The sequence below is a fragment of the Lysobacter sp. SCRH-1R genome (assembly GCF_057747855.1).
The window spans coordinates 627,375-649,097 of sequence record NZ_CM173227.1; the positions used below are offsets into that span (position 1 = coordinate 627,375).

The 21,723-nt window shown below is 68.7% G+C and carries 20 protein-coding genes and 1 pseudogene; 9 read left to right on the top strand and 12 right to left on the bottom strand.

Features of this window, described 5'->3' with window-relative positions:
• Nucleotides 1-5 precede the first annotated feature (5 nt).
• The 4 genes from AC3ANK_RS02835 to AC3ANK_RS02850 form a co-directional block, all read right to left on the bottom strand.
• Nucleotides 6-614 carry an ABC-type transport auxiliary lipoprotein family protein gene (locus AC3ANK_RS02835; protein ID WP_206860420.1) on the bottom strand — a complete coding sequence of 203 codons (609 nt, stop codon included), beginning with the start codon at nucleotides 612-614 and terminating at the stop codon, nucleotides 6-8.
• Between the two features lie 71 nt (nucleotides 615-685).
• The gene (locus AC3ANK_RS02840; RefSeq protein ID WP_206860063.1) at nucleotides 686-1,627 is read right to left on the bottom strand and encodes an MlaD family protein; all 942 of its coding nucleotides are present in this window, start codon (nucleotides 1,625-1,627) and stop codon (nucleotides 686-688) included.
• Nucleotides 1,628-1,631: 4 nt separating this feature from the next.
• The gene (locus AC3ANK_RS02845) at nucleotides 1,632-2,438 is read right to left on the bottom strand and encodes an ABC transporter ATP-binding protein (protein WP_206860419.1); all 807 of its coding nucleotides are present in this window, start codon (nucleotides 2,436-2,438) and stop codon (nucleotides 1,632-1,634) included.
• Between the two features lie 32 nt (nucleotides 2,439-2,470).
• Entirely contained in the window at nucleotides 2,471-3,703 is a 1,233-nt protein-coding gene (locus tag AC3ANK_RS02850) for an ABC transporter permease (protein WP_425492489.1), read from the bottom strand.
• A gap of 15 nt (nucleotides 3,704-3,718) precedes the next feature.
• Here AC3ANK_RS02850 and AC3ANK_RS02855 point away from each other — a divergent pair, with 15 nt between their 5' ends.
• Complete coding sequence (locus AC3ANK_RS02855) at nucleotides 3,719-4,969, top strand: threonine/serine exporter family protein (RefSeq protein ID WP_484172082.1); 1,251 nt, start codon at nucleotides 3,719-3,721, stop codon at nucleotides 4,967-4,969.
• A gap of 344 nt (nucleotides 4,970-5,313) precedes the next feature.
• Here AC3ANK_RS02855 and AC3ANK_RS02860 read toward each other — a convergent pair.
• The 4 genes and pseudogenes from AC3ANK_RS02860 to AC3ANK_RS02875 all read right to left on the bottom strand — a co-directional run.
• Nucleotides 5,314-5,679, bottom strand: a pseudogene (locus AC3ANK_RS02860) (H-NS histone family protein); the annotation flags it as partial.
• 163 nt (nucleotides 5,680-5,842) lie between these two features.
• Nucleotides 5,843-6,199, bottom strand: a complete 357-nt coding sequence (locus tag AC3ANK_RS02865; RefSeq protein WP_484172083.1) for a hypothetical protein — start codon at nucleotides 6,197-6,199, stop codon at nucleotides 5,843-5,845.
• Nucleotides 6,200-6,338: 139 nt separating this feature from the next.
• Nucleotides 6,339-8,051 (bottom strand): proline--tRNA ligase, encoded by a 1,713-nt coding sequence (locus AC3ANK_RS02870; protein ID WP_484172922.1) that lies wholly within the window; start codon nucleotides 8,049-8,051, stop codon nucleotides 6,339-6,341.
• A gap of 123 nt (nucleotides 8,052-8,174) precedes the next feature.
• The gene (locus tag AC3ANK_RS02875) at nucleotides 8,175-8,585 is read right to left on the bottom strand and encodes a DUF4124 domain-containing protein (protein ID WP_206860059.1); all 411 of its coding nucleotides are present in this window, start codon (nucleotides 8,583-8,585) and stop codon (nucleotides 8,175-8,177) included.
• A 226-nt stretch (nucleotides 8,586-8,811) separates the two neighbouring features.
• On the opposite strand from AC3ANK_RS02875, the gene pssA reads away from it, so the two are divergent.
• From pssA to AC3ANK_RS02895, 4 genes are read left to right on the top strand one after another with little or no spacing between them, the layout of a single operon-like run.
• Entirely contained in the window at nucleotides 8,812-9,588 is a 777-nt protein-coding gene (pssA, locus tag AC3ANK_RS02880; RefSeq protein WP_206860417.1) for a CDP-diacylglycerol--serine O-phosphatidyltransferase, read from the top strand.
• On the top strand, nucleotides 9,585-10,013 hold the full coding sequence (locus AC3ANK_RS02885; protein WP_242524990.1) for an alanine acetyltransferase: 429 nt from the start codon (nucleotides 9,585-9,587) through the stop codon (nucleotides 10,011-10,013). Before pssA ends, AC3ANK_RS02885 begins: the two co-directional genes overlap by 4 nt.
• Nucleotides 10,010-10,504, top strand: coding sequence for a ribosomal protein S18-alanine N-acetyltransferase (gene rimI, locus AC3ANK_RS02890; protein WP_484172084.1), 495 nt, complete (start codon nucleotides 10,010-10,012; stop codon nucleotides 10,502-10,504). The genes AC3ANK_RS02885 and rimI overlap by 4 nt, the downstream gene beginning before the upstream one ends.
• A 41-nt stretch (nucleotides 10,505-10,545) precedes the next feature.
• Nucleotides 10,546-11,034 (top strand): hypothetical protein, encoded by a 489-nt coding sequence (locus AC3ANK_RS02895; RefSeq protein WP_206860057.1) that lies wholly within the window; start codon nucleotides 10,546-10,548, stop codon nucleotides 11,032-11,034.
• A gap of 72 nt (nucleotides 11,035-11,106) precedes the next feature.
• Here the strand turns inward: AC3ANK_RS02895 and AC3ANK_RS02900 are convergent, their stop codons facing one another.
• From AC3ANK_RS02900 to AC3ANK_RS02910, 3 genes are all read right to left on the bottom strand, one after another.
• Complete coding sequence (locus AC3ANK_RS02900; RefSeq protein ID WP_484172085.1) at nucleotides 11,107-13,887, bottom strand: valine--tRNA ligase; 2,781 nt, start codon at nucleotides 13,885-13,887, stop codon at nucleotides 11,107-11,109.
• A 107-nt stretch (nucleotides 13,888-13,994) separates the two neighbouring features.
• Nucleotides 13,995-14,417, bottom strand: a complete 423-nt coding sequence (locus AC3ANK_RS02905; RefSeq protein WP_206860055.1) for a DNA polymerase III subunit chi — start codon at nucleotides 14,415-14,417, stop codon at nucleotides 13,995-13,997.
• Nucleotides 14,418-14,531: 114 nt separating this feature from the next.
• Complete coding sequence (locus AC3ANK_RS02910; RefSeq protein ID WP_484172086.1) at nucleotides 14,532-16,010, bottom strand: leucyl aminopeptidase; 1,479 nt, start codon at nucleotides 16,008-16,010, stop codon at nucleotides 14,532-14,534.
• A gap of 326 nt (nucleotides 16,011-16,336) precedes the next feature.
• Here AC3ANK_RS02910 and lptF point away from each other — a divergent pair, with 326 nt between their 5' ends.
• Nucleotides 16,337-17,443 carry an LPS export ABC transporter permease LptF gene (lptF, locus tag AC3ANK_RS02915; RefSeq protein WP_484172087.1) on the top strand — a complete coding sequence of 369 codons (1,107 nt, stop codon included), beginning with the start codon at nucleotides 16,337-16,339 and terminating at the stop codon, nucleotides 17,441-17,443.
• Nucleotides 17,371-18,540, top strand: a complete 1,170-nt coding sequence (lptG, locus tag AC3ANK_RS02920; protein WP_425492488.1) for an LPS export ABC transporter permease LptG — start codon at nucleotides 17,371-17,373, stop codon at nucleotides 18,538-18,540. The genes lptF and lptG overlap by 73 nt, the downstream gene beginning before the upstream one ends.
• 132 nt (nucleotides 18,541-18,672) lie before the next feature.
• Here the strand turns inward: lptG and AC3ANK_RS02925 are convergent, their stop codons facing one another.
• Nucleotides 18,673-19,143: an RDD family protein gene (locus tag AC3ANK_RS02925; RefSeq protein ID WP_484172088.1), complete on the bottom strand. Its 471-nt coding sequence runs from the start codon at nucleotides 19,141-19,143 to the stop codon at nucleotides 18,673-18,675.
• 29 nt (nucleotides 19,144-19,172) lie between these two features.
• On the opposite strand from AC3ANK_RS02925, the gene xerD reads away from it, so the two are divergent.
• Both xerD and AC3ANK_RS02935 read left to right on the top strand, forming a co-directional pair.
• On the top strand, nucleotides 19,173-20,126 hold the full coding sequence (gene xerD / locus AC3ANK_RS02930; RefSeq protein ID WP_206860050.1) for a site-specific tyrosine recombinase XerD: 954 nt from the start codon (nucleotides 19,173-19,175) through the stop codon (nucleotides 20,124-20,126).
• A 634-nt stretch (nucleotides 20,127-20,760) separates the two neighbouring features.
• Nucleotides 20,761-21,603, top strand: a complete 843-nt coding sequence (locus tag AC3ANK_RS02935) for a DsbC family protein (protein ID WP_484172089.1) — start codon at nucleotides 20,761-20,763, stop codon at nucleotides 21,601-21,603.
• Nucleotides 21,604-21,723 lie beyond the last annotated feature (120 nt).

Sequence of the window (21,723 nt, forward strand, 5' to 3'; positions counted from 1 at the left end):
CGCGCTCAGGGTTTCGCGGGCGGAAGCGTGCGGCGGTAGGCCTCGCCGCTGGTCAGCGTCCAGCCGGCGATGTCGCCGCCGATGTTCGACAGCGCCTGTTCGAACGCGCGCGCCACATCGGCCACCGCCGTGCTCGAGGACGGCACTGCCTGGCGGAACACCTTCGACGCGGCGACCTTCTGCTGCGGCACGTGCAGCAGCTTGGCGCTGACCTCGATCGTCGCCGACGGCAGCGCGCCGCCCGCGTAGTCGGATTCGAAGCGGCGTACTTCGAAGAACAGCTTGAATTCGGACGCGACGCCCGTGCCCTGGCGTGCGACGCCGCCGATGCGGCCGGAGTCTTCCAGCGCGCGCAGAACGGTGTCCACGAGCATGTCCGAAGGCGGGCGCACCCATTGCGCGTCGCGATAGACCTGCACTTCGCCGGGCGTCGGGCGCACGGCGATGCGCAGGCTGTCGACGATGCGCGGTGCGGCGGGCGGGGCGACCACCAGCTGCCAGTCGACCTTCGGCCACGACGGATCGGCCTGCACGGTCGGCTCCGGTGCGTAGATCGTGCTGGTGCTGCGCGGCTTGTCGCTCAGGATCGAGCAGCCGGCGAGCGCGAGCAGCATTCCGGTGGCCAGCGCGAGGCGGGCGGTGCGGGCGAAGGTCGGAGCGGTCGTCGTCATGTCGGCGCGCGTGGTCATTCGGGTTCGAACTCGGAAGGGTCGAACTGTTTGGGGCCGTCGCGACCGAGCAGGTACCGCGTCGGGTTGCCGTCGAGGCGATCGCTGATGCGGCGCAGGTCGCGCACCAGCGTGCGCAGTTCGGCCAGCGTCGGGCCGAGCTGCGCCAGGCCTTCGTTGGCGAAGCTGTTGATCGCCGCGCGGTTGTCGGTGAGCACGCCGTTGGCATTGGCGGCGGCCGAATCCAGGCGCGTGAGCGTGCTGTCGAGCTTTGCGATCAGGCCCGGCAGCTTGGCGACCAGTTCGCGGTCCACGCTCTGCACCGCGCGGTTGGTGTTGTCGAGCGTGGCGGAGAGCTGCTCGCTGGACTTGCGCGCGTTGACGATGAGCGCGCGCAGGTCCTCGCGCTGCTCGGCGATGGAGCCGGTCATCGATTCGATGTTCGCCAGCGTGTTCGACACGCGCTGCACGTTCTGGTCGCTCAGCACCTGGTCCAGTCGCGACACCAGCCGGTTCGCGGTGTCGGCGATGTTCTGCAGCGCGGAGGCTTCGGTCTGGATCACCGGCACTTCGCGGCGGTCGGTGTCGGCCAGCATCGGGCTGCCCGGACTGCCGCCGGTGAGCTGGATGAAGGGGCTGCCGGTGATGCCCTGGATCGACAGCTTCGCGCGCGTGTCGGTCTTGACCGGCGCGTTGGCCTGGAGGCGCAGGATCGCGATCACGCGACGCGGATCGTCCGGCGCCAGGCTCAGGTTCTGCACGGTGCCGATGGAGATGCCGTTGTACTGCACCGAGCTGCCTTCGCTCAGGCCGGTCACCGGTTCGTTGAACAGCACCGCGTAGGTGCGCCATTCCTTCTCGGAGGAATACTTCGCCGCCCACAGCGCGAACAGCAGCAGCGCCAGCGTCACCAGGATGGTGAAGGCGCCGATCAGGACATAGTTGGCCCGGGTTTCCATGATGTCAGCTCGCGGCCTCGAGGGTGGTGCGTGCGGCGCGCGCACGCGGACCGTGGAAATACTCCTGCACCCACGGATGATCGAATCGTTCCACTTCCTGTATCGGCGCGCACACCACGACCTTGCGGTCGGCGAGCACGGCGACGCGGTCGCAGATCGCGTACAGCGTGTCCAGGTCGTGCGTGATCAGGAACACCGTCAGCCCCAGCGCCTGCTGCAGCGTGCGGATCAGGCGGTCGAACGCCGCCGCGCCGATCGGATCCAGTCCCGCCGTTGGCTCGTCGAGGAACAGCAGCGGCGGATCCAGCGCGAGTGCCCGCGCCAGGCCCGCGCGCTTGCGCATGCCGCCCGACAGTTGCGACGGCAGCTTGTTCAGCGCATCGGCCGGCAGGCCGGCGAGCTTCACCTTCAGCAGCGCCAGTTCGTAACGCAGCGAATCGGGCAGGTCGGCGTGGTATTCCTTCAGCGGCACCTGCACGTTCTCGCCGACGGTGAGCGAGGAGAACAGCGCGCCGTCCTGGAACAGCACGCCGGTGTTGCGCTCGATCGCGCGTCGCTGCGCGGCGTCGTCGGTGAGCGCGTCCAGCCCGAGCACCTCGATCTCGCCCGCCTGCGGCGGGCGCAGGCCGAGGATCGCCCGCATCAGCACCGACTTGCCCGTGCCGGATCCGCCGACGATGCCGATGATTTCGCCCGGCCGCACCTCCAGGTCCAGCCCGTCGTGCACGACCTGTTCGCCGAAGCGGTTCACCAGCCCGCGCACGCGCACGATCGGCCGGCCGCTTTCGCGGGTCGGGCAGAGCGGATGCACCGCACCGTTCGACGGGGAAGCCGACGTCGCGCTCACACGCCCATCTCCATGAACCAGATCGCGAAGAACGCGTCGAGCACGATCACCATCGAGATCGACTGCACCACGCTGGAGGTCGTGCGCTCGCCCACCGACTGCGCGGTGCCTTCCACCTGCAGGCCTTCCAGGCAGCCGATCAGGCTGATCAGCAGCGCGAATACCGGCGCCTTCGCCAGGCCGACGAGGAAATGCCGCAGCTCCATCGTCTCGTGCATGCGCGCGAGGTACTGCTCCGGCGGGATGTCGAGACTGTAGGCGCCCACGGTAAGACCGCCGAGCAGGCCGAAGACCATCGCGATGAAGGTCAGCAGCGGCAGCATCACCAGCAGCGCCAGCATGCGCGGGATCACCAGCAGGTCGATCGGGTCCATGCCCAGCGTGCGGATCGCGTCGACTTCCTCGCGGCTGACCATCGCGCCGATCTGCGCGGTGAACGCGCTGGCGGTGCGGCCGGCGAGCACGATCGCGGTGAGCAGCACCGCGAATTCGCGCAGGAACGAGATGCTCACCAGCTCGACCACGAAGATCACCGCGCCGAAATCGCGCAGGATGTTCGCGCCGAGGAACGCGACCACCGCGCCGACCAGGAAGCACAGCAGCGCGACCAGCGGCACGGCGTCGAGGCCGACCTGTTCCATGTGGTGCACGGTCGCCGTGGGACGGAAGCGGGCGGGCTCCTTGAACATGCGCAGCAGCTTCAGCTGCGTCTCGCCGAGGAATCCCACCAGCGCCAGCGCCTCGTGCCAGTTGTTGTGCACCGCGCGGCCCAGGCGGGCCAGCGCCGCGCTGACGCCGTATTCGCGCTTGCGACGCGGGCGGTCGTCGGCGACGTCCTCGATCGCGCTGACCAGCGCGCGGTGCGAGTCGTGGAAGGTGAAGACGTCGAAATCGAGGTTGCTGCGCCGCGCGAAGCGCAGCAGTTGCAACACGCCGACCGAATCCAGCCGCTCCACGCCGGTGGCGTCGATCGCCTCGACGCCACCGGGCGCGCCGCCCAGCGCGGTGCCGATCTGCCCGGCGTAGTCGAGCGTCCAGGACCCGGACAGCCGCAGTCGCGACGGCGAGGGGCCGTCGGCGTCGATCTGCGGCGGGTGCGCGGTGGATTCCGTCATCGGGCGGGCCAAGGCAATGGCGCGAGGATAGCAGCCTGCGTATCGCGCCCGCCGCGAACGCGGCGCGAAGGTGTCCATGCGCATCCGCCCCGCTGCCACGCGGCACGGCCGCATGCGATGCTTCCGCGCATGTCGAATCCGCCTCCCCTCAGCGCCGCCACTTACGCCGCACGCATCAACTTCGTGATCGAGCTGGCCGAGCGCCTGCACGCCTACGGCACCACGGCGCAGCGCCTGGAGGGCTCGATCAGCGCCGTCGCGCACCGCCTGCGCCTGGAATGCGAGCCGTGGTCGAATCCGACGGGACTGATCCTCACCTTCGCCGACCCGCAACGCGCGCCGGGCGAGAGCGACACCACGCGCGTCATCCGCCTCCCACCCGGCGAGACCGACCTGCATCGGCTGGCCGAAACCGACCGCATCGCCGAGGAGGTGCTCGCCGGCAAGCTCGGCCTGGTCGACGCGCACGCGCAGATGAGCGCCCTGGACACGCCGCCGACGTTCCGCTTCCGCGCGATGCAGGTGCTGGCCTACGGGCTGGCCGCGCTCGGCATCGCCGGCGTGCTGCGGCTGCCGTGGCTCGACATCGGCGTGGCGGGCGTCAACGGGCTGATGATCGGCCTGCTGGTGCAGTGGTCCGAATCGCACCCGCGCTTCAAGGAAGCACTGGAAGCGGTGACGGCGATGTTCGCGGCACTGGTGACGCTGCTGGTGGCCTCGTTCGTCGCGCCGCTCAACCAGAACACGGTGATCATCGCCTCGCTGATCGTGCTGCTGCCCGGAATGGCGCTGACCAACGCGATGAACGAGCTGACCAGCCAGCACCTGGTGTCCGGCACGGCGCGTTTCGCCGGTGCGGTGACGACGGTGCTCAAGCTCGCCATCGGCACGATCATCGCGCTGTACCTGGCGAAGGTCGCCGGTCTGGACGCGCAGGTGCGCGCCTCGCGACCGCAACCGGAATGGGTGGAGTGGGGCGCGCTGACGCTGGCGGCGTTCGCCTTCGCGGTGCTGTTCCGCGCGCAGTGGCGCGACTATCCGAAGGTGATGGCGGCGGCGGCCGGCGGCTACCTCGTGTCGCGCTTCGGCGGGCAGGCGTTCGGCAGCCCGGCGGGCATCTTCCTCGCCGCGCTCGTGTTGACCGCCGCCGGCAATGCGTACGCGCGCTGGTGGAACCGTCCCGGCGCGATCCTGCGCGTGCCCGGCATCATCATGCTGGTGCCCGGCAGCGTGAGCCTGCGCGGCCTGCTCACGCTGATCCAGCAACAGGACATCGACGCCGGCCAGGCCGCCGTCCTGGCGGTACTGAACATCCTGCTGGCGCTGATCGCGGGGCTTTTGTTCGGCAACCTGTTGTTGCCGGCCCGGCGGAATCTTTGAAGCTTTGGGGGAATCGGGAATCGGGAATCGGGAATCGGGAATCGGGAGTCGGGAATCGGGAGTCGGGAGTCGGGAGTCGGGAGTCGGGAGTCGGGAATCGGGAATCGGGAGTCGGGAATCGGGAATCGGGAATCGGGAGTCGGGAGTCGGGAGTCGGGAGTCGGGAGAGCGAACGTCCGGACCTCTTTTCCCCTCATCCCGGCGAAGACCGGGATCCAGGCTGATGGCTGTCTGTCCGCAGGCTCCGTAATTCCACGACACCTCGCAGTGCCCCTGAAAACAGAAACGCCGGCACATGGCCGGCGCTCTGGTCGTACAGGCGACAGGCGATCCCTAGATCACCTGATCAGGAAATCCTCGAGCTTCTTCCCCGCGCTCGTCTGCGCCGCCAGCCAGCGCGGCTGCTTGCCGCGCCCGGCCCAGGTTTCCGACGGGTTCGCCGGGTTGCGATACTTCGGCGCGACCGGCTTCCCGGCGTTCTTCGACACCTTTCGGGCGGGCGCCTTCCCGGCGCGTGCGGCGGACGTCGGGGCCGAAGAGCCGCCGAACAGTTCGGCGATGCTGTAACCCTCGGCCTTGGCGAGCTGGGTCAGCTTCTTGCGCACCACGGCGATCGGCTTGCGCTTGCTCAGCGTGGTCTTGCGCTTCTTCGCCTGGCTGATCAGCGCGTCGAGTTCCTTCGCGGACAGCGCATCGAGATTGATCGACATTGGAGCCTCCGGGCGGACGGGATTATCGGGGAATAATCGCGGCCATTTACCGCGCATTTTCCCGATGATAATCGCCGGCGGCGGGCGGCGTAAACGAAGCGCGGCCGGGGACCGGCTGTTTCGCCGCGGTCTTGGGTTCGGCCAGAAGCGTTTGACCATTCCATCATCGGTGCCCGTACCAGCCCCCGGGCCGGGTCGACCAGAGCAGGAGCAGGAAGCCGGCGAACAAGCCTCCGCTTACGACCGTCATTACGGCCAGGGCTTCCGAAACAGCGCAGTTGCCGCTGTTCACGCCAGCAGCGAGCCCGACGGCGAGAAGCGTGCAGTGGCTCACGAGCGAGCGACGGCCCGCGAGGCGAAGTTCCGATCGTTGCGTATTTTTTTTGCTGTCGCGCTTACGAAGCAGCCATCCCCAGTCGCCGCTCGACAGCGAAAAGCCAAGCCACGATCCGGGACTGAGCGAGAACCAGAACCAGCCTGCGCAACCGGCGACTATCAGGAGAACAGACTGGCTCGTCATGCGCTCCGGTCCTTGATTCAAAACTGCCGCAGCAGAGGTCCATCCCCGGGTCGAAAGCAGGCGTAGGAACGCGACCCCGGGGCAGCGGGTCACCCTGTCCCGGATCCGGGACAGGGCTTCGAAGACGCGGTATGCGCGTCTACTTCCCGAACTTCGCGAACACGCCCGCGCGATCGAGGTTTTCCGCCTCGCTCGCCTGGCGGTGGCGGTACTCGAACGTGCCGGCGGCCAGGCCGCGTTCGGAGACGACCACGCGGTGCGGGATGCCGATCAGTTCCATGTCGGCGAACATCGCGCCCGGACGCAGGCCGCGATCGTCCAGCGCGGTTTCGATGCCGGCGGCGTTGAGGTCGCGGTACAACGCTTCGGCGGCTTGCGCGACGGTCGCGTCGTTCTTCGGATTGATCACGCACACCACCGCCCGCCACGGCGCCATGGGCTCGGGCCAGGCGATGCCGTTGTCGTCGTGGTTCTGTTCGATCGCGGCGGCGACGATGCGCGACACGCCGATGCCGTAGCAGCCCATCGACGGCGTGGCGGCCTTGCCGTTCGCGTCGAGCACGGTGAGCTTCATCGCCTCGGTGTACTTGCGGCCGAGCTGGAACACGTGGCCGACCTCGATGCCGCGCGCGATCTGCAGCGTGCCGCGGCCGTCGGGCGAGGGATCGCCTTCGACGACGTTGCGGATGTCGGCGACTTCATCGGGCTCGGGCAGGTCGCGGCCCCAGTTCACGCCGGCGAGGTGGAAGCCCTTTTCGTTGGCACCGACGACGAAATCGGACATGGCCGCGACGCTGCGGTCGGCGACGATGCGGATCTTCTTTTCCGGGTTCACCGGGCCGAGGAAGCCCGGCTCGCTGCCGAGGTGTCCGGCGATTTCCGCTTCCGTCGCCAGGCGGTATTCGCCCAGGCCGGGAAGCTTGGCGAGCTTCACCTCGTTCACGACGTGGTCGCCGCGCACCAGCGCGAGCACGAACTGCGGATTGCCTTCGGCGTCCGCGCCCATGACCGCGACCGACTTCACCGTGCGATCGAGCGTGATGCCCATCAGCGCGGCGACGTCCTCGCAGGTCTTCTGGTGCGGCGTGTCGATCCGGCGCATCGTTTCGCTTGCGACGGGACGCGGGCCGGGCGAGATCGCTTCGGCCAGCTCGACGTTCGCCGCGTAGTCCGAACCGTCGGAGAAGAAGATCGCGTCCTCGCCCGAATCGGCGAGCACCTGGAACTCATGCGACACCGCGCCGCCGATCGCGCCGCTGTCGGCGGACACCGCGCGGAACTTCAGCCCCAGGCGCGTGAAGATGCGCCCGTAGGTCTCGTACATGTTGCGGTATTCGCGATCGAGGTCCTCGTCGGTGACGTGGAAGGAGTAGGCGTCCTTCATCAGGAACTCGCGCGCGCGCATCACGCCGAAACGCGGGCGGATCTCGTCGCGGAACTTGGTCTGGATCTGGTAGAAGTTGACCGGCAGCTGCTTGTAGCTGGACAGCTCGTTGCGCGCGAAGTCGGTGATGACTTCCTCGTGCGTGGGGCCGTAGCAGTACCAGGCTTCCTTGCGATCCTGCATCTTCAGCAGCTGGCCGCCGAACTTCTCCCAGCGGCCGGTTTCTTCCCACAGTTCCTTCGGCTGCGCGGCCGGCATCAGCACCTCGATCGCGCCGGCGGCGTTCATTTCCTCGCGCACGGCGCGTTCGACCTTGCGCAGCACGCGCAGGCCCAGCGGCGACCAGGTGTACAGGCCGGCGGCGAGCTTGCGGATCATGCCGGCCTTGAGCATCAGCTTGTGGCTGACGACCTCGGCCTCGGCGGGGGTTTCCTTGCTGGTGTGGAGGTGGAACTGCGACAGGCGCATCGGCGTGGGGCTTTCGAACGTAAGGGAGGCGGCCATTCTGCCATGCGTTCCCGGCCCCGCCGGACGCCCGGAACGACGAAGCCGGCGCGGGGCCGGCTTCGGTGGACGCGCCTGCGGTGCGGCTCAGGTGTTGCTGCTGGCGACCGCCGGGCTCTCGCAGTAGGTCTTGATCTGAGCTTCGGCCAGCGCAGTGCGGTTGGCGCGCTCGGTCTCGTTGAGGCTGCGGTCGGGCTTGCCGTCCTTGTCCTCGTCGATGCCTACCTCGCCGCCGTCCTTGAGCACGGCCAGGTTGCTGCGCGCATTGGAGCAGTTGGCGTTGACGACGGGCTTGGCCGGCTGCGCGGCCTCCGCCGTGCCGCCCTTGTCGGTCAGGTTGCGGCCCTTGATGTACTGGTCCGGCGGCGGCGCGTCGGAATAGTGGGTAACGCCCTTCTCGTCCTTCCACTGGTAGACCTTCGCGGCGAAGGCGGGGGTCGCGATGAGCAGGCTCAGGCCGGCCAGGAGGCCGGGCAGCAGGCGGATCGGGCTGGACATGCAGGACTCCGGTGCGGGGTCGGGCGGGGGAATGGCCGCGATTGCAGCACCGCGACTGGCCGCAGGCAAGCGCCGGGAGCCGCTATCGTCCACTTATGTGGCCTGGGTCTCGTTGCCCGCGCGACGTGGCGACCGTCCCGGGGATGCCGGGTCGCGCGCCGATGGACTTACACTTTCCTGTCGCGGTCCGCCGCTTCCCCGATCCGTCATGCCGACTGCCCCCCACATGGACGACACGCAACAGCCCCCACGCCCGCGTGGCCGCGGGATCTACCTGCTGCCCAACCTGTTCACCACCGGCGGCCTGTTCGCCGGCTTCTACGCGATCATCGCCGCCACGCAGGGCCGCTTCGACGACGCCTGCATCGCGGTGTTCGTCGCCGGCATCCTCGATGGCCTCGACGGCCGCGTCGCGCGCCTGACCAACACGCAGAGCGAATTCGGCGTGCAGTACGACTCGCTGGCGGACCTGGTCAGCTTCGGCCTGGCGCCGGCGCTGGTCATGTACCACTGGGCGCTGCAGGAGATGCGGCTGGACGGCGCGATCCCCGGCAAGATCGGCTGGGTCGCCGCGTTCGTCTACGCGGCCTGCGCGGCGCTGCGGCTGGCGCGCTTCAATTCGCAGGTGGGCCAAGTGGACAAGCGCTGGTTCATCGGCCTGGCGAGTCCCGCCGCGGCGGGGCTGGTCGCCAGCTTCGTGTGGACCTGCGACGACCTGGGCTTCACCGGCGAGCAGCTGCGCTACCTCGCGCTGGGCGTCACCGTGGCGGCGGGCCTGCTGATGGTCAGCCGGATGCGCTATTTCAGCTTCAAGGGCGGCGGTCCGAAGAGCGACCGCGTGCCGTTCCTCGCCATCATCGTGGTGCTGGCGGTGCTGGTCGGCATCGCCATCGATCCGCCGCGCGTGCTGTTGGCGATCGGCGCGCTGTACGCCTTGTCCGGACCGGTGTACGCCGCGTTCCGCCGCGTGCGTCGCGCACCGGGGAGCGAGATCGCGTCATGACCGAGCCGTGGACCGCCGAGCAGCGCGAATGGCTGGAGGCCATGGGCCACACGGTGTGGTCCATCGCGCCGGCGGAGGCGCTGGTCGCCGAGCGGCAGCCGGAGTCGCCCGACGAACGCGGCCCTGACGAGCGTGGACGCGAAGCCCCAGCCGGCTCCTCCGGTGCGGGCGCCGCGATGCGCGAAGCGGCGGCGTTGCTCGCACGCGAGGAGCGCCCGGCGCGACCCGCGCCCGCGAGGCCGGCCCCGGCACGCGCGGCAGGCGGCGACCGCCTGATGCAGGCGCTGATGCGCGCCAGCGGCGGTGCCGACGAAGCACGCGTGCGCGACCTCGCCGGCGACCTCGCCGCGCTGCGCGGCAACGCCGCCGCCAAGCGCGCGCTGTGGCCGCGGCTGCGCGCACTGCGCAGGACATCGCGCGGATGAATGCGCTCGCCTCCGACGCCGGCCAACGCCCGCTGCCCGGCGCGCTGCGTCCGATGCGCGAGGACGATCTCGACGCCGTGCACGCGGTGGAGATCCGCGCCTACGAATTCCCGTGGACGGTCGGGATCTTCCGCGACTGCCTGCGCGCCGATTACCCCGCGTGGGTGGTGCAGCACGAAAGCCGCATCATCGGCTATTTCCTGATGAGCATCGCCGCCGACGAGGCGCACGTGCTCAACATCTGCATCGATCCGGCCTTCCAGGGGCGCGGGCTCGGCCGCCAGTTGCTGCGCGCGCTGGTCCGCGTCGCGCGCGGGCGCAATGCCGAGCGGGTGTTCCTCGAGGTGCGCCCCTCCAACGCGGGGGCGATCGCGCTCTACCACTCCGAAGGCTTCAACGAGATCGGCCGCCGTCCGCGCTACTACCCGGCGCGGGACGGCCGCGAGGACGCCCTGGTGATGGCCATCGAGCTGTTGCCGCCGGAAGACTGATCGCGCGAGGATGCCCCTCACCTTGGGTGCGGGAGGCGGCAATGGGGAAGGGCAGGGCGTTGGCGATGGCGATGGTGATCGCGATGCTGTTCGGACTCACGCCGCTGCACGCGGCCGAACCGGTGGTCCCGGTGGTGTGGGAATCGCCGGGATGCGATCACGAGAAGCTCGGCGCCGTCGTCGTCACGGCGGGCGAGCGCGTCAGCGAGATCACGCAGGACGACAACGTGCCCACCGTCGATTACTCGCGCGCACTGCGCAAACTCGCCGGCGCCGCGGCGGACAAGGGCGCCAACGCGGTCGTGCTGCGCAATCATCAGGGCGTGTACTTCACCCGCAACGGCAAGCGCACCCGGAAACCCGTCTACGTGAAGCTGAGCGGCGCGGCGATCCATCTGCCGGCGGCATCGGCGGCGGAGTGCGTGTTGAAGCCGGTCGATGTCGCGGAACTGGAAGCGCGATCGCGCGGCATCAAGCCGCAGAACGTGAATTCGCGTACCGCGTTCGAGGGAGATGACGCGGCGGAGTGAGGCGGCGCGACGCTTCGGAAACACCCGCCTCGTCATCCCGGTTCCGCCGGGATGACGAGTGAAGCGGACGCGTCAGCCCAGCTTCGCGCGCTGCACCGCCAGCGCGTCGCGCTGCAGGTTCCAGTCGGCCAGGCGCTTGCGCTCCTGTTCGACCACCGCCGGCGGGGCGTTGGCGACGAAGGTTTCGCTCGCCAGCTTGTTGTGGCACTTGGCGATCTCGCCATCGACGCGCTTGAGTTCCTTGTCCAGGCGCGCGCGTTCGGCGCCGAGGTCGACCAGGCCTTCCAGCGGCACGAACAGCTTCAATTCGCCGACCAGCGCGGTCGCGGAAGCCGGTGCGGCGTTCGCGTCGTCGAGCACCGTGATGCCGTCCAGGCGCGTCAGGAAGCGCAGCTGCGAATCGAAGCGCGCGACGCGTTCGCGATCGCTCGCGCTGCAATCGGCCACCAGCAGCGGCACGGTCTTCGACGGCGCGACGTTGAGCTCGCTGCGGATCTTGCGCAGCGACGTGACCATCGCCTTGAGCCATTCGACGTCGCCTTCGGCCGCGGCGTAATCCTGCCCGGCGAAGTCGGACGCCTGCGGATACGGGCGCAGCATGATGGTCTTCTCGGCGACGCCGAGCTTCGGCGCGACCTGCTGCCACAGCTCTTCGGTCACGAACGGGATCAGCGGGTGCAGCAGCGACAGCAGGCGTTCGAGCACGAACAGCAGCGTGTGGCGCGTGCTGTTGGCGGCGATGGCGTCCTCGCCCTGCAGCGCGGGCTTGGCCAGTTCGACGAACCAGTCGCAGAACTCGTTCCACGCGAACTCGTACAGCGCCTGCGACAGCAGGTCGAAGCGGTAGCCGGCAAAATGCTGCTCGGCCTCGGCGGCGACCTTCGCCAGGCGCGAGAGAATCCAGCGCTCGGCATCGGTCTTCGGGTCCGGGACGCCGATGAAGTTTGCGCCTTCGGTGTTCATCAGCACGAAGCGCGTGGCGTTCCACAGCTTGTTGCAGAAATTCTTGTAGCCCTCGGCGCGGCCGAGGTCGAACTTGATGTCGCGGCCGTGCGTGGCCAGCGCGGCGATGGTGAAGCGCAGCGCGTCGGCGCCGAAGGCGGGGATGCCGTCCGGGAATTCCTTGCGCGTGGCCTTCTCGATCTTCTCGGCCATCTTCGGCTGCATCAGGCCGCCGGTGCGCTTGGCGACCAGATCGTCCAGCGAGATGCCGTCGATCAGATCAAGCGGATCGAGCACGTTGCCCTTGGACTTGGACATCTTCTGGCCGTGCGAATCGCGGATCAGGCCCGTGACATAGACGTCGCGGAACGGCACGCGGCCGGTGAACTGATCGGTCGCCATGATCATGCGCGCGACCCAGAAGAAGATGATGTCGAAGCCGGTGACGAGCACGCTCGACGGCAGGTAACGGTCGAAACCGCGCTGCGCCATCGCCGGCTCGTTCGGCCAGCCCATGGTGGAGAACGGCCACAGCTGCGAGGAGAACCAGGTCTCCAGCACGTCGCTGTCCTGCGAGAGCGTGACGTCCGCGCCCAGGCCGTGCTTCGTGCGCACTTCCTCCTCGGTGCGGCCGACGTGGATCTTTCCGTCGTCGTCGTACCACGCCGGGATGCGATGGCCCCACCACAGCTGGCGGCTGATGCACCAGTCCTGGATGTTCTCCATCCAGTGGCGGTAGGTGTTGATCCAGTTCGCCGGGACGAACTTCACGTCGCCCTTTTCGACCAGCTCCAGGCCGCGCGCGGCGAGGCCCTCCATCTTCACGAACCACTGGTCGGTGAGGTACGGCTCGATCACCTGGCCGGTGCGGTCGCCGCGCGGCACCTGCAGCTTGTGCGGCTTGGTCTCGACGAGGCGGCCTGCGGCTTCCAGGTCGGCGAGCACGACCTTGCGCGCCTCGTAGCGGTCCAGGCCGCGGTATTTCTCCGGCGCGTTCTCGTTCACCGCCGCGGTGGGGGTGAAGATGTTGATCAGTTCGAGGTTGTGGCGTTGGCCGACCGCGTAGTCGTTGAAGTCGTGCGCCGGCGTGACCTTCACCACGCCGGTGCCGAATTCGCGATCGACGTAATCGTCGGCGATGACCGGGATTTCGCGGCCGGTGAGCGGCAGCGTGACGGTCTTGCCGATGAGGTGCGTGTAGCGCTCGTCCTGCGGATGCACCATCACGGCGACGTCGCCGAGCATGGTTTCCGGACGCGTGGTGGCGACGGTGAGTTCGCCGCTGCCGTCGGTCAGCGGATAGCTGATCGACCACAGGAAGCCGTCTTCCTCCTCGTTGACGACTTCAAGGTCGGAGATCGCGGTCTTCAGCACCGGGTCCCAGTTGACCAGGCGCTGGCCGCGGTAGATCAGGCCGTCCTCGTACAGGCGAACGAACGCCTCGATCACCGCCTCGGCGGCCATCGGGTCCATCGTGAACACGCTGCGCGACCAGTCGCCCGACGCGCCGATGCGGCGCATCTGCTTCTCGATGGTGTCGCCGGACTGCTGCTTCCACTCCCAGACCTTGGCGATGAAGCCGTCGCGACCGAGCGAGTCGCGCGTCTCGCCCGCACCTTCGGCGGCGAGGTTGCGCGAGACCACCATTTCCGTCGCGATGCCCGCGTGGTCGGTGCCCATCTGCCACAGCGTGTCGTAGCCGCGCATGCGGTGGTAGCGGATCAGCGCGTCCATCAGCGTGTGCTGGAACGCGTGGCCCATGTGCAGCGTGCCGGTGACGTTCGGCGGCGGCAGCAGGATCGAATACGGCTCGCCTTCGCCGCGCGGCTGGAATACGCCGCTGGCTTCCCACTCCTGGTAGAGGCGGGTTTCGAACTGCTTGGGGTCGTAGGAGGAGGCGAGGGAGGACATGATGCCGTGATTCGTGATTGGTGATTCGTGATTCGAAAGAGCGGGAGGGGCGGCGTACGTGCTTGGCTTCAACGAATCACCATTCACGAATCACCCATCACCGCTCCTCACATGTCGTACTTCTTCAGTTCCAGCCCGCGCGACTGGTACTGCTTCCAGCGTTCGCGCAGCGGGCCGCGCGCGCTGTCGTCGGCGGGTACCACTTCCAGCACGCGGTCGAAGCTGCCGTTGACCGGTTCGTCGCGCAGGTTGATCACCAGCGCGCGCATGGGCGTGTCGGTGTCGGGCGTGGCGATCAGCACGGGCGCGAGTTCGTCCTCGTCGTCGCCGGCCAACTGGTGCGGGATGTAGGCGTCCTCGTCGAATTCCCACAGCAGCTCGTCCAGTCGCTCGGCCTGTTCGGCGTCGCGCGCGAGCACCAGCGTCCACAGGTTCGCGTCGTGCGCCTTGCGGGCCAGTTCGCAGACCAGCAGGAGCGGTTCCTCGCGGAAACGCTCCTTCTGGATCAGGTAGAAATCGGCGCGTGCCATCAGGATCGGGAATCGGCAGTGGGGAATGGGGAATCGTAGGAGCGACAGGCCTCATGACTCGAAGCGAGTCCATCTGCGTCGTGCGCGTGTTTCACGATTCCCAATTCCCGGTTCTCAATTCCCGGCCCGATCCAGCAGCCACTGGCTCAGCAGGCCGACCGGACGGCCGGTCGCCATGCCGCGCTTGCCTTCGTCCGACGCCGAACCGGCGATGTCCAGGTGCGCCCAGCGCTGGCCTTCGGCGAAGCGCGCCAGGAAGCAGCCGGCGGTGATCGCGCCGGCCCAGCGGCCGCCGATGTTGTAGACGTCGGCAAAGCTGGATTCCAGCAGCGTCTGGTACTCGTCCCAAAGCGGCAGGCGCCATGCGCGGTCGAACACGTTCTCGCCGGCGTCCAGCAGCTCGTTCGCCAAGTCGTCGTGCTTGCTCATCAGGCCGGAGGCGAACTTGCCCAGCGCGATCATGCAGGCGCCGGTGAGCGTGGCCACGTCGACCAGCGCCTGCGGTTCGAAGCGCTGCGCATAGGTCAGCGCGTCGCACAGGATCAGGCGGCCTTCGGCGTCGGTGTTGCCCACTTCGATCGTCTTGCCGGACATGCTGGTGAGTACGTCGGACGGGCGGTACGCATCGGCGTCGGGCATGTTTTCCACGGCCGGCACGACCACGACGAGGTTGATCGGCAGCTGCATGCCCACCGCGGCGACGAAGGTGCCCATGACGGTGGCGCCACCGCACATGTCGTACTTCATTTCCTCGATGCCGCCCTGCGTCTTGAGGTTGATGCCGCCGGTATCGAAGGTGATGCCCTTGCCGACGAGCACGTACGGCTTGGCGTCGCCGCCATTGCTGTACTTCAGGACGATCAGCTTGGGCGGATTGGCCGAGCCGCGGCCCACGGCCAGCAGCGAGCCCATGCCCAGTTCCTGCATCTGCGCCACGTCGAGCACGTCGCACGAGGTGGTCGGGAAACGGCCGGCGAATTCCTGCGCCTGCTGCGCGAGGTAGGCCGGGTTGCAGATGTTCGGCGGCAGGTTGCCCAGCTCCCGCGAGAACTGCACGCCGGCGGCGATCGCCTGGCCCTGCGCCAGCGCGAGCGCGTCGTCGCCCAGCACGGAGAACGTGCGCAGGCCCGGCTCGTCCTTCTTGCGCGAGGTGCCCAGCGTGGCGGTGTAGCGATAGCAGGCGTGGTCGGCGGCGATCACGGCCTGGCGGATGTTCCAGGCCTTGTCGCGGCCGGCGACGTCGAGTTCGGACAGCGTGAACAGCGCCGTCGACACCGGGCCGCTCTTCAGCGTGCGGGCGGCATCGCCGACGGCCTTGAGGTACTGCGGCACGCCGAACTTGCCGGCTTCGCCCAGGCCGATCACCAGCACTCGCGGCGCGGTCACGCCCGGCAGGTCGTGCAGCAGCGCGGTCTTGCCGGTCTTGCCGCTGGCGTCGCCGCGCTCGAGCAGGGCGCGGATGCGGCCGTTGCTGGCCTCATCGAGGGCTTTCGCCGCGGGCGTCAGGCTGTTGTCGGCAAAGGCGCCGACCACGATGCAATCGGTGTGGGCGGCGGCGGGCGCGTCGCGGTTCAGGTCGAATTCGAGGGCCATCCAACAGATTCCCGGGCAGATTGAGAGGCAGCTCCGTACGGTAGTTCCGTACGGAGTACGACAGTTCCGTACAATTGGGCGGTGAGGGGGATTCGATCCCGGGCCGCGCATCGCGCAGCCGCCTCACGCCCTCGGACGAACCTCCGATTCTAGCAGGCCGCACACACCCGGCCCGCGGAACGGAGGGGCCCGGCGGCGACGGTCGCGGCGGCAAAGGCGGAGGCTCGGGCGCAGGGCGGCCCACGGCGGATGCCCACGCGCTGCATGCGTCCGTTGCACCACACTGGCCCGTCCTTCCCCCGAAACGCCCAGGCCCGACCGACCCGATGCCCAAGCTGGACCGCTACCTCATCAGCGAATTCGCGCAGGCGATCCTCGCCACGCTGATCGTCCTGCTGATCGTCACCGTCGGTGGCGCGTTCACCGATGTGCTGCAGGACATCGCCCGGGGCCGCGTTCCGGCCGGATTGATGATGGCGCAGCTCGGGCTGGTGCTGCTGAAGTGGCTGCCGCTGATCCTGCCGCTGGCGCTGATGCTCGGCCTCATGATGGCCGTGGGCCGGCTGTACCGCGATTCGGAAATGCCGGTGATCGCCTCGATCGGCGTCGGCCCGCGACGCATGCTCCGGCCGCTGCTGATGGTGGTCGGGCCGCTGGTGGGCGTGGTCGCCGCGTGTTCGCTGTGGCTGGGGCCGTGGGCCGATCGCATCTCCAAGCAGATGATCAACGACGCCAACCGCAGCCTGGTGATGGCCGGGCTGGAACCGGGCGCCTTCACCGGCATTCCCGGCGACGGCGGGGTCATCTACGTGTCGAACATGTCCAAGGACGGCAGCGGCCTGGAAAAAATCTTCGTCTATCGCGACAACGGCGAGAGCCGCCTCGACGTGATCACCGCCAACGACGGCAAGCTCACCGTCGATGAAGCCGGCCACCGCTATCTCACGTTGAACCACGGCTTCCAGATCGAAGGCCAGGCCACGGGGGCGAAGGATTTCCGCCTGCTGCGCTACGCGCGCAACGAGATCCTGCTGCCCGCGAACGACGAACGCTACGACCCGGATGCGCCGGAAATGCAGCCCACGCTCATGCTGCTCGCCGACGGCAGCCGCGAGGCGCGCGCGCAGCTGCATTACCGCATCGCGCCGCCGCTGCTCGCGCTGGCCTTCGCGCTGATGGCGGTGCCGCTGGCGCGCAGCATGCCGCGGCAGGCGCGCTACGGGCGGATCCTGGTGGGCTTCCTCGCCTACCTGATCGGCCAGAACCTGATGACCGCCGGCCGCGGCTGGCTGGAGGACGGCAAGATCGCCACCGGCCTGGGCCTGTGGTGGCTGGTCGTGCCCATCATGGCGATCGCGCTGTGGCTGTACTTCACCGACGGCCGCGTGGGCCGCCGCAAGAGCGCACCCGCCGCGAACGGAGCGGCCGCATGAAGCCGTTCCCGAAGATCCACGACCTGTACGTCGGTCGCGTCGTGCTCGGCACGGTCGCGCTGACCTGGGCGGTGCTGGCCGGCCTGGACGTGATGCTCGGCCTGGTGAGCGAGTTCGGCGACATCGGCAAGGGCAAGTACGGCCTGTCGGAGGCGTTCGTCTACATGGCGCTCAGCATTCCGCGACGGCTGTATTACCTGTTCCCCTATGCCGCGGTGATCGGTTCGCTGATGGCGCTGGGCCAGCTCGCCGCCACGTCCGAACTCACCGCGCTGCGCGCGCTCGGCCTGTCGCGTCGCCGGCTCGGCCTGGCGGTGGCGGGCGCGCTCGCGCTGCTGACCGCGCTGATGGTGTTCAACGGCGAGAGCGTGGCGCCGTGGGCGCAGCAGCGCGCCGATGCGCTGAAGTCCTCGGCCAAGTCCGGCAACACCGTGGTGGCGCAGTACACCGGACTCTGGGCGCGCGAGGGCGAGACGATCCTCCACGCCGCCGGCGGGCAGGAGCGCGAGCGCGATGGCGAACGCTTCCTCGAACTGAACGACGTGAAGCTGTTCGAGTTCGCCCCCGACGGCCACCTGCGCTCGCTGGCCAACGCGCGCGTCGCCCAGCACCGCCCCGGCGGCTGGGTGCTGCGCGACGTGACGCGCAACTATTTCGAGGAGCGTTCGGTGCGCCAGGTGAAGGTGCCCGAGGAGCGCTGGGAATCGCAGCTCGACGCCGCCGCGCTCTCGTCCGGAACCGAGCGCCCGCGCTATCTCTCGGCGATGGCCCTTCGCGCCGCCATCGAGTATCGCCAGCGCAACGACCTGGACGCCTCGGAGTTCCAGGAACACTACTGGGGCCGCTGGTTCTATCCGCTCAACGTGCTGGCGCTGTGCCTGGCCGCGGTTCCGTTCGCGTTCGGCACGCTGCGCAGCGGCGGCATGGGCAAGCGGTTGTTCATCGGCATCGTGTTCGCGCTCATCTTCTGGCAGCTGCAGACACAGGCGGTGGGACTGGCGAAGGTGGTGAAGTTCGACTTCCGGCTCGCCTATCTGCTGCCGACGTTCGTCATGCTCGGGGTGTCGTACTTCCTGTTCAAGCGACGATCGGGATGAAAACCTGCGGGCGCACACCTGCACGTCATGCCGCGTCAGCGTCTGTAGCCCGGGTAAGCGAAGCGCACCCGGGATCGCAGCCGCATCTCCTTCCCGGGTGCGCTTCGCTTACCCGGGCTACGACAGCATCACCTACGTCCGCTTGGGCAACCGCACCATCCGCGTGCCACTCGCACGGTCGTGCCAGGTCAAGCGCTCGCGATCGACCCACGCCCACCAGAACCCCAGCCCCGCCAGCGCCAGCGAAAACGTTGCGACCACGAACCGGATCGTGAGCGCACGCAGTTCCGGCGCCGAGACAGCGTCGGCGGCGACGACCTTCAACCGCCACGGCCGCATCCCCAGCGTCTGCCCGCCGCGCCGCCAGCTCAACAGTGCGTAGCCGGCGGTGATCAGCCAGCACACCAGCCACAGCAGCCACTGCAGGGCGCTGAACGGCGCGATGTTCTCGCGACTCGCATGGCCGCTGAGCGCGAAGCCGACGGTGAACAACAGCGAGGCGACCATCCACATCGCGATCACCGGCCACATGTCGTAGACGAGCGCGAGCATGCGCCAGCCGATGAGCGCGGAAGGACGGGGCGATGCGGGAGTCGATGCCATCGCATCAGGATAGCCGCTAAGCTGCGGCGATGACCGCACGTACGCCCGCGCAACGCCGTTCCATCGCCATGGCGCTGCCGCCGCTGCCCGACGACGATGCCGCGCTGATCGGCCGTTTCCTCGATGCCATCTGGGCCGAGAACGGCCTCGCGCAGCCCACGCTCGACAGCTATCGCCGCGATCTGGAACTGCTCGCGCGCTACCGCTCGGGTCGCAGGGGCGGCCTTGCCGACGCCGATCGCGCCGCCTTGTTCGACTACCTGGCGTGGCGTTCGCAGCAGGGTTATTCGCCGCGCAGCAACGCGCGCCTGCTCTCGGCGTTGCGCGCGTTCTACGGCTGGCTCGTGCGGCGCGGTGCGCGCGCGGCAGATCCGACGGCGCTGCTCGATCCGCCGAAGCTGCCGCGTTCGTTGCCGAAAGCGCTGGCGGAAAGCCAGATCGATGCGCTGCTCGCCGCGCCCGACATCGCCACGCCTCTCGGCCTGCGCGATCGCGCGATGCTCGAGTTGATGTACGCCGCCGGCCTGCGCGTGAGCGAACTGGTGAACCTGCCCGCGACCGCGGTGAACCTGCGCCAGGGCGCGTTGCGCGTGATGGGCAAGGGCAGCAAGGAACGGCTGGTGCCGCTGGGTGAGGAGGCGCAGCACTGGCTGGAGAAATACCTCGCGCAGTCGCGTCCGCAGCTTGCCGGCAAGCGTTCGCTCGCGCCGTTGTTTCTCTCCGCGAACGGCGAGGCGCCGACGCGCCAGCAGTTCTGGCAACTGGTGAAGAAATACGCCGCCGCTGCCGGCATCGACCCGGACCGCATCAGCCCGCATGGCCTGCGCCACAGTTTCGCGACGCACCTGCTCAACCGCGGCGCCGACCTTCGCGCGCTGCAGATGCTGCTGGGCCACAGCTCCCTCTCGACGACGCAGATCTACACGCTGGTGGCGCGGGAGCAGCTCAAGCAGCTCCACGCCAAGCATCATCCCAGGGGGTGAGCGACCGCGCTTGCGCGCCACTGGCGCGCGCGGTCGCGAACGCCCGGCCACGGAAGGCCGGGCAGGGCGACCCGAAGCCGGTTGCGTGACGCCATGGATGGCGGCGAAGCGCGATTCGAAGCGGCGCTTTTGCGGTTGCGTTTGCAGTTGCAAGTTGCGTTTGCAGTTGCCTTGCTCTTGCTCGTCATCCCGGCGAAGGGCGGGATCGGCAACAGCAACAGCAAAAACAAGATGGGTTCCAGCTTTCGCTGGAATGGAGGTGGAATGGTTCACCGGGAAGGGAGTGCCCGAGCGTTGCGAGCCTGGATCCCAGCCTTCGCCGGGATGACGAGCCTCTGGTGCTGGGGTGACGTTCTTCCTTCCAGCGGTGACGTGCCTCCCGGGGCAACGATCTTTGAGGAATGGCGGATTGATCTACAACGGCAACAACCCAAACCGCAAACCCGCCCCAACACCGCCCCCGCGACAAGTCTGCGCCGACACCGAAAGCGATCGTCCCAGACGCCCGCACCCCATGAACCCCCACCCAAACCGCCGCCCCACACCGGGACCTACGACACTCGCCCCGCCACAGCCCCGTGCCACAATCGGCCATTCCCCCTCGCGGCCCCATGGCCGCCCGACAGGATCGCGAATGAAACGACTCGTCCTCGCCGTGCTCGGCGCCATCAGTCTTTCCGCCTGCGCCCAGGCGCCCGGCGACAACAAGGCCCCGGTTTCGACGGCGACCACCGCCGCCGCCAAGCCGATCGCCGCGCCCAAGCCGGCCGCCGGCACGCCCGAGGCCCGCGCCATCGAGGCCGTGCGCACGCTGAACCCGCAGGTCGAAGTCGAGCGCGTCGCGCCGGCGGCGGTGCCGGGCTTCCGCGAGGCCATCGTCGCCGGCCAGGTCGTCTACGTCAGCGACGACGGCCGCTACCTGTTCCTGCCGGGCTCCGGCGGCGCGCTGTTCGACGTGACCGCGAAGAAGAATCTCAGCGAGGACGCCATGGCGGGCCTGCGCAAGGAACTGGTCGCCACCATCCCCGCCAGCGAGCGCATCGTCTTCTCGCCGGCCAAGCCCAAGTACACCGTCACCGTCTTCACCGACGTGGAATGCGGCTACTGCCGCAAGCTGCACAGCCAGATCGCCGAGTACAACCGCGAAGGCATCGCCATCGAATACCTCGCCTTCCCGCGCATGGGCCTGGGCAGCGACGACTACCGCAAGATGGTCGCCGTCTGGTGCGCGCCCGACCGCCGCAAGGCGCTCACCGACGCCAAAAACGACCACGGCCCGACCAAGGCCGACTGCAAGAGCAGCGTCAACCAGCAGTACGACGTCGGCCAGCGCGTCGGCCTGACCGGCACGCCGATGATCCTGACGGCCGAAGGCGTCCAGGTCGGCGGCTACGTCCCGCCGGCCGCCCTGCGCGAGACGCTGGACAAGCTCGCCGCCGAACAGGCCCGCACCGCGTCCGCGACGCCGGGCACCTGACAAGCCGCAACTGGAAGCCCGACCCGACGTTCCGACGCCGCCCGAGGGGCGGCGTCGGCGTTTTCGGACCCCGATCCGGCCGGTTTCGGCGGCGGGGCGCGGGGCGCTTGGGTACAATGG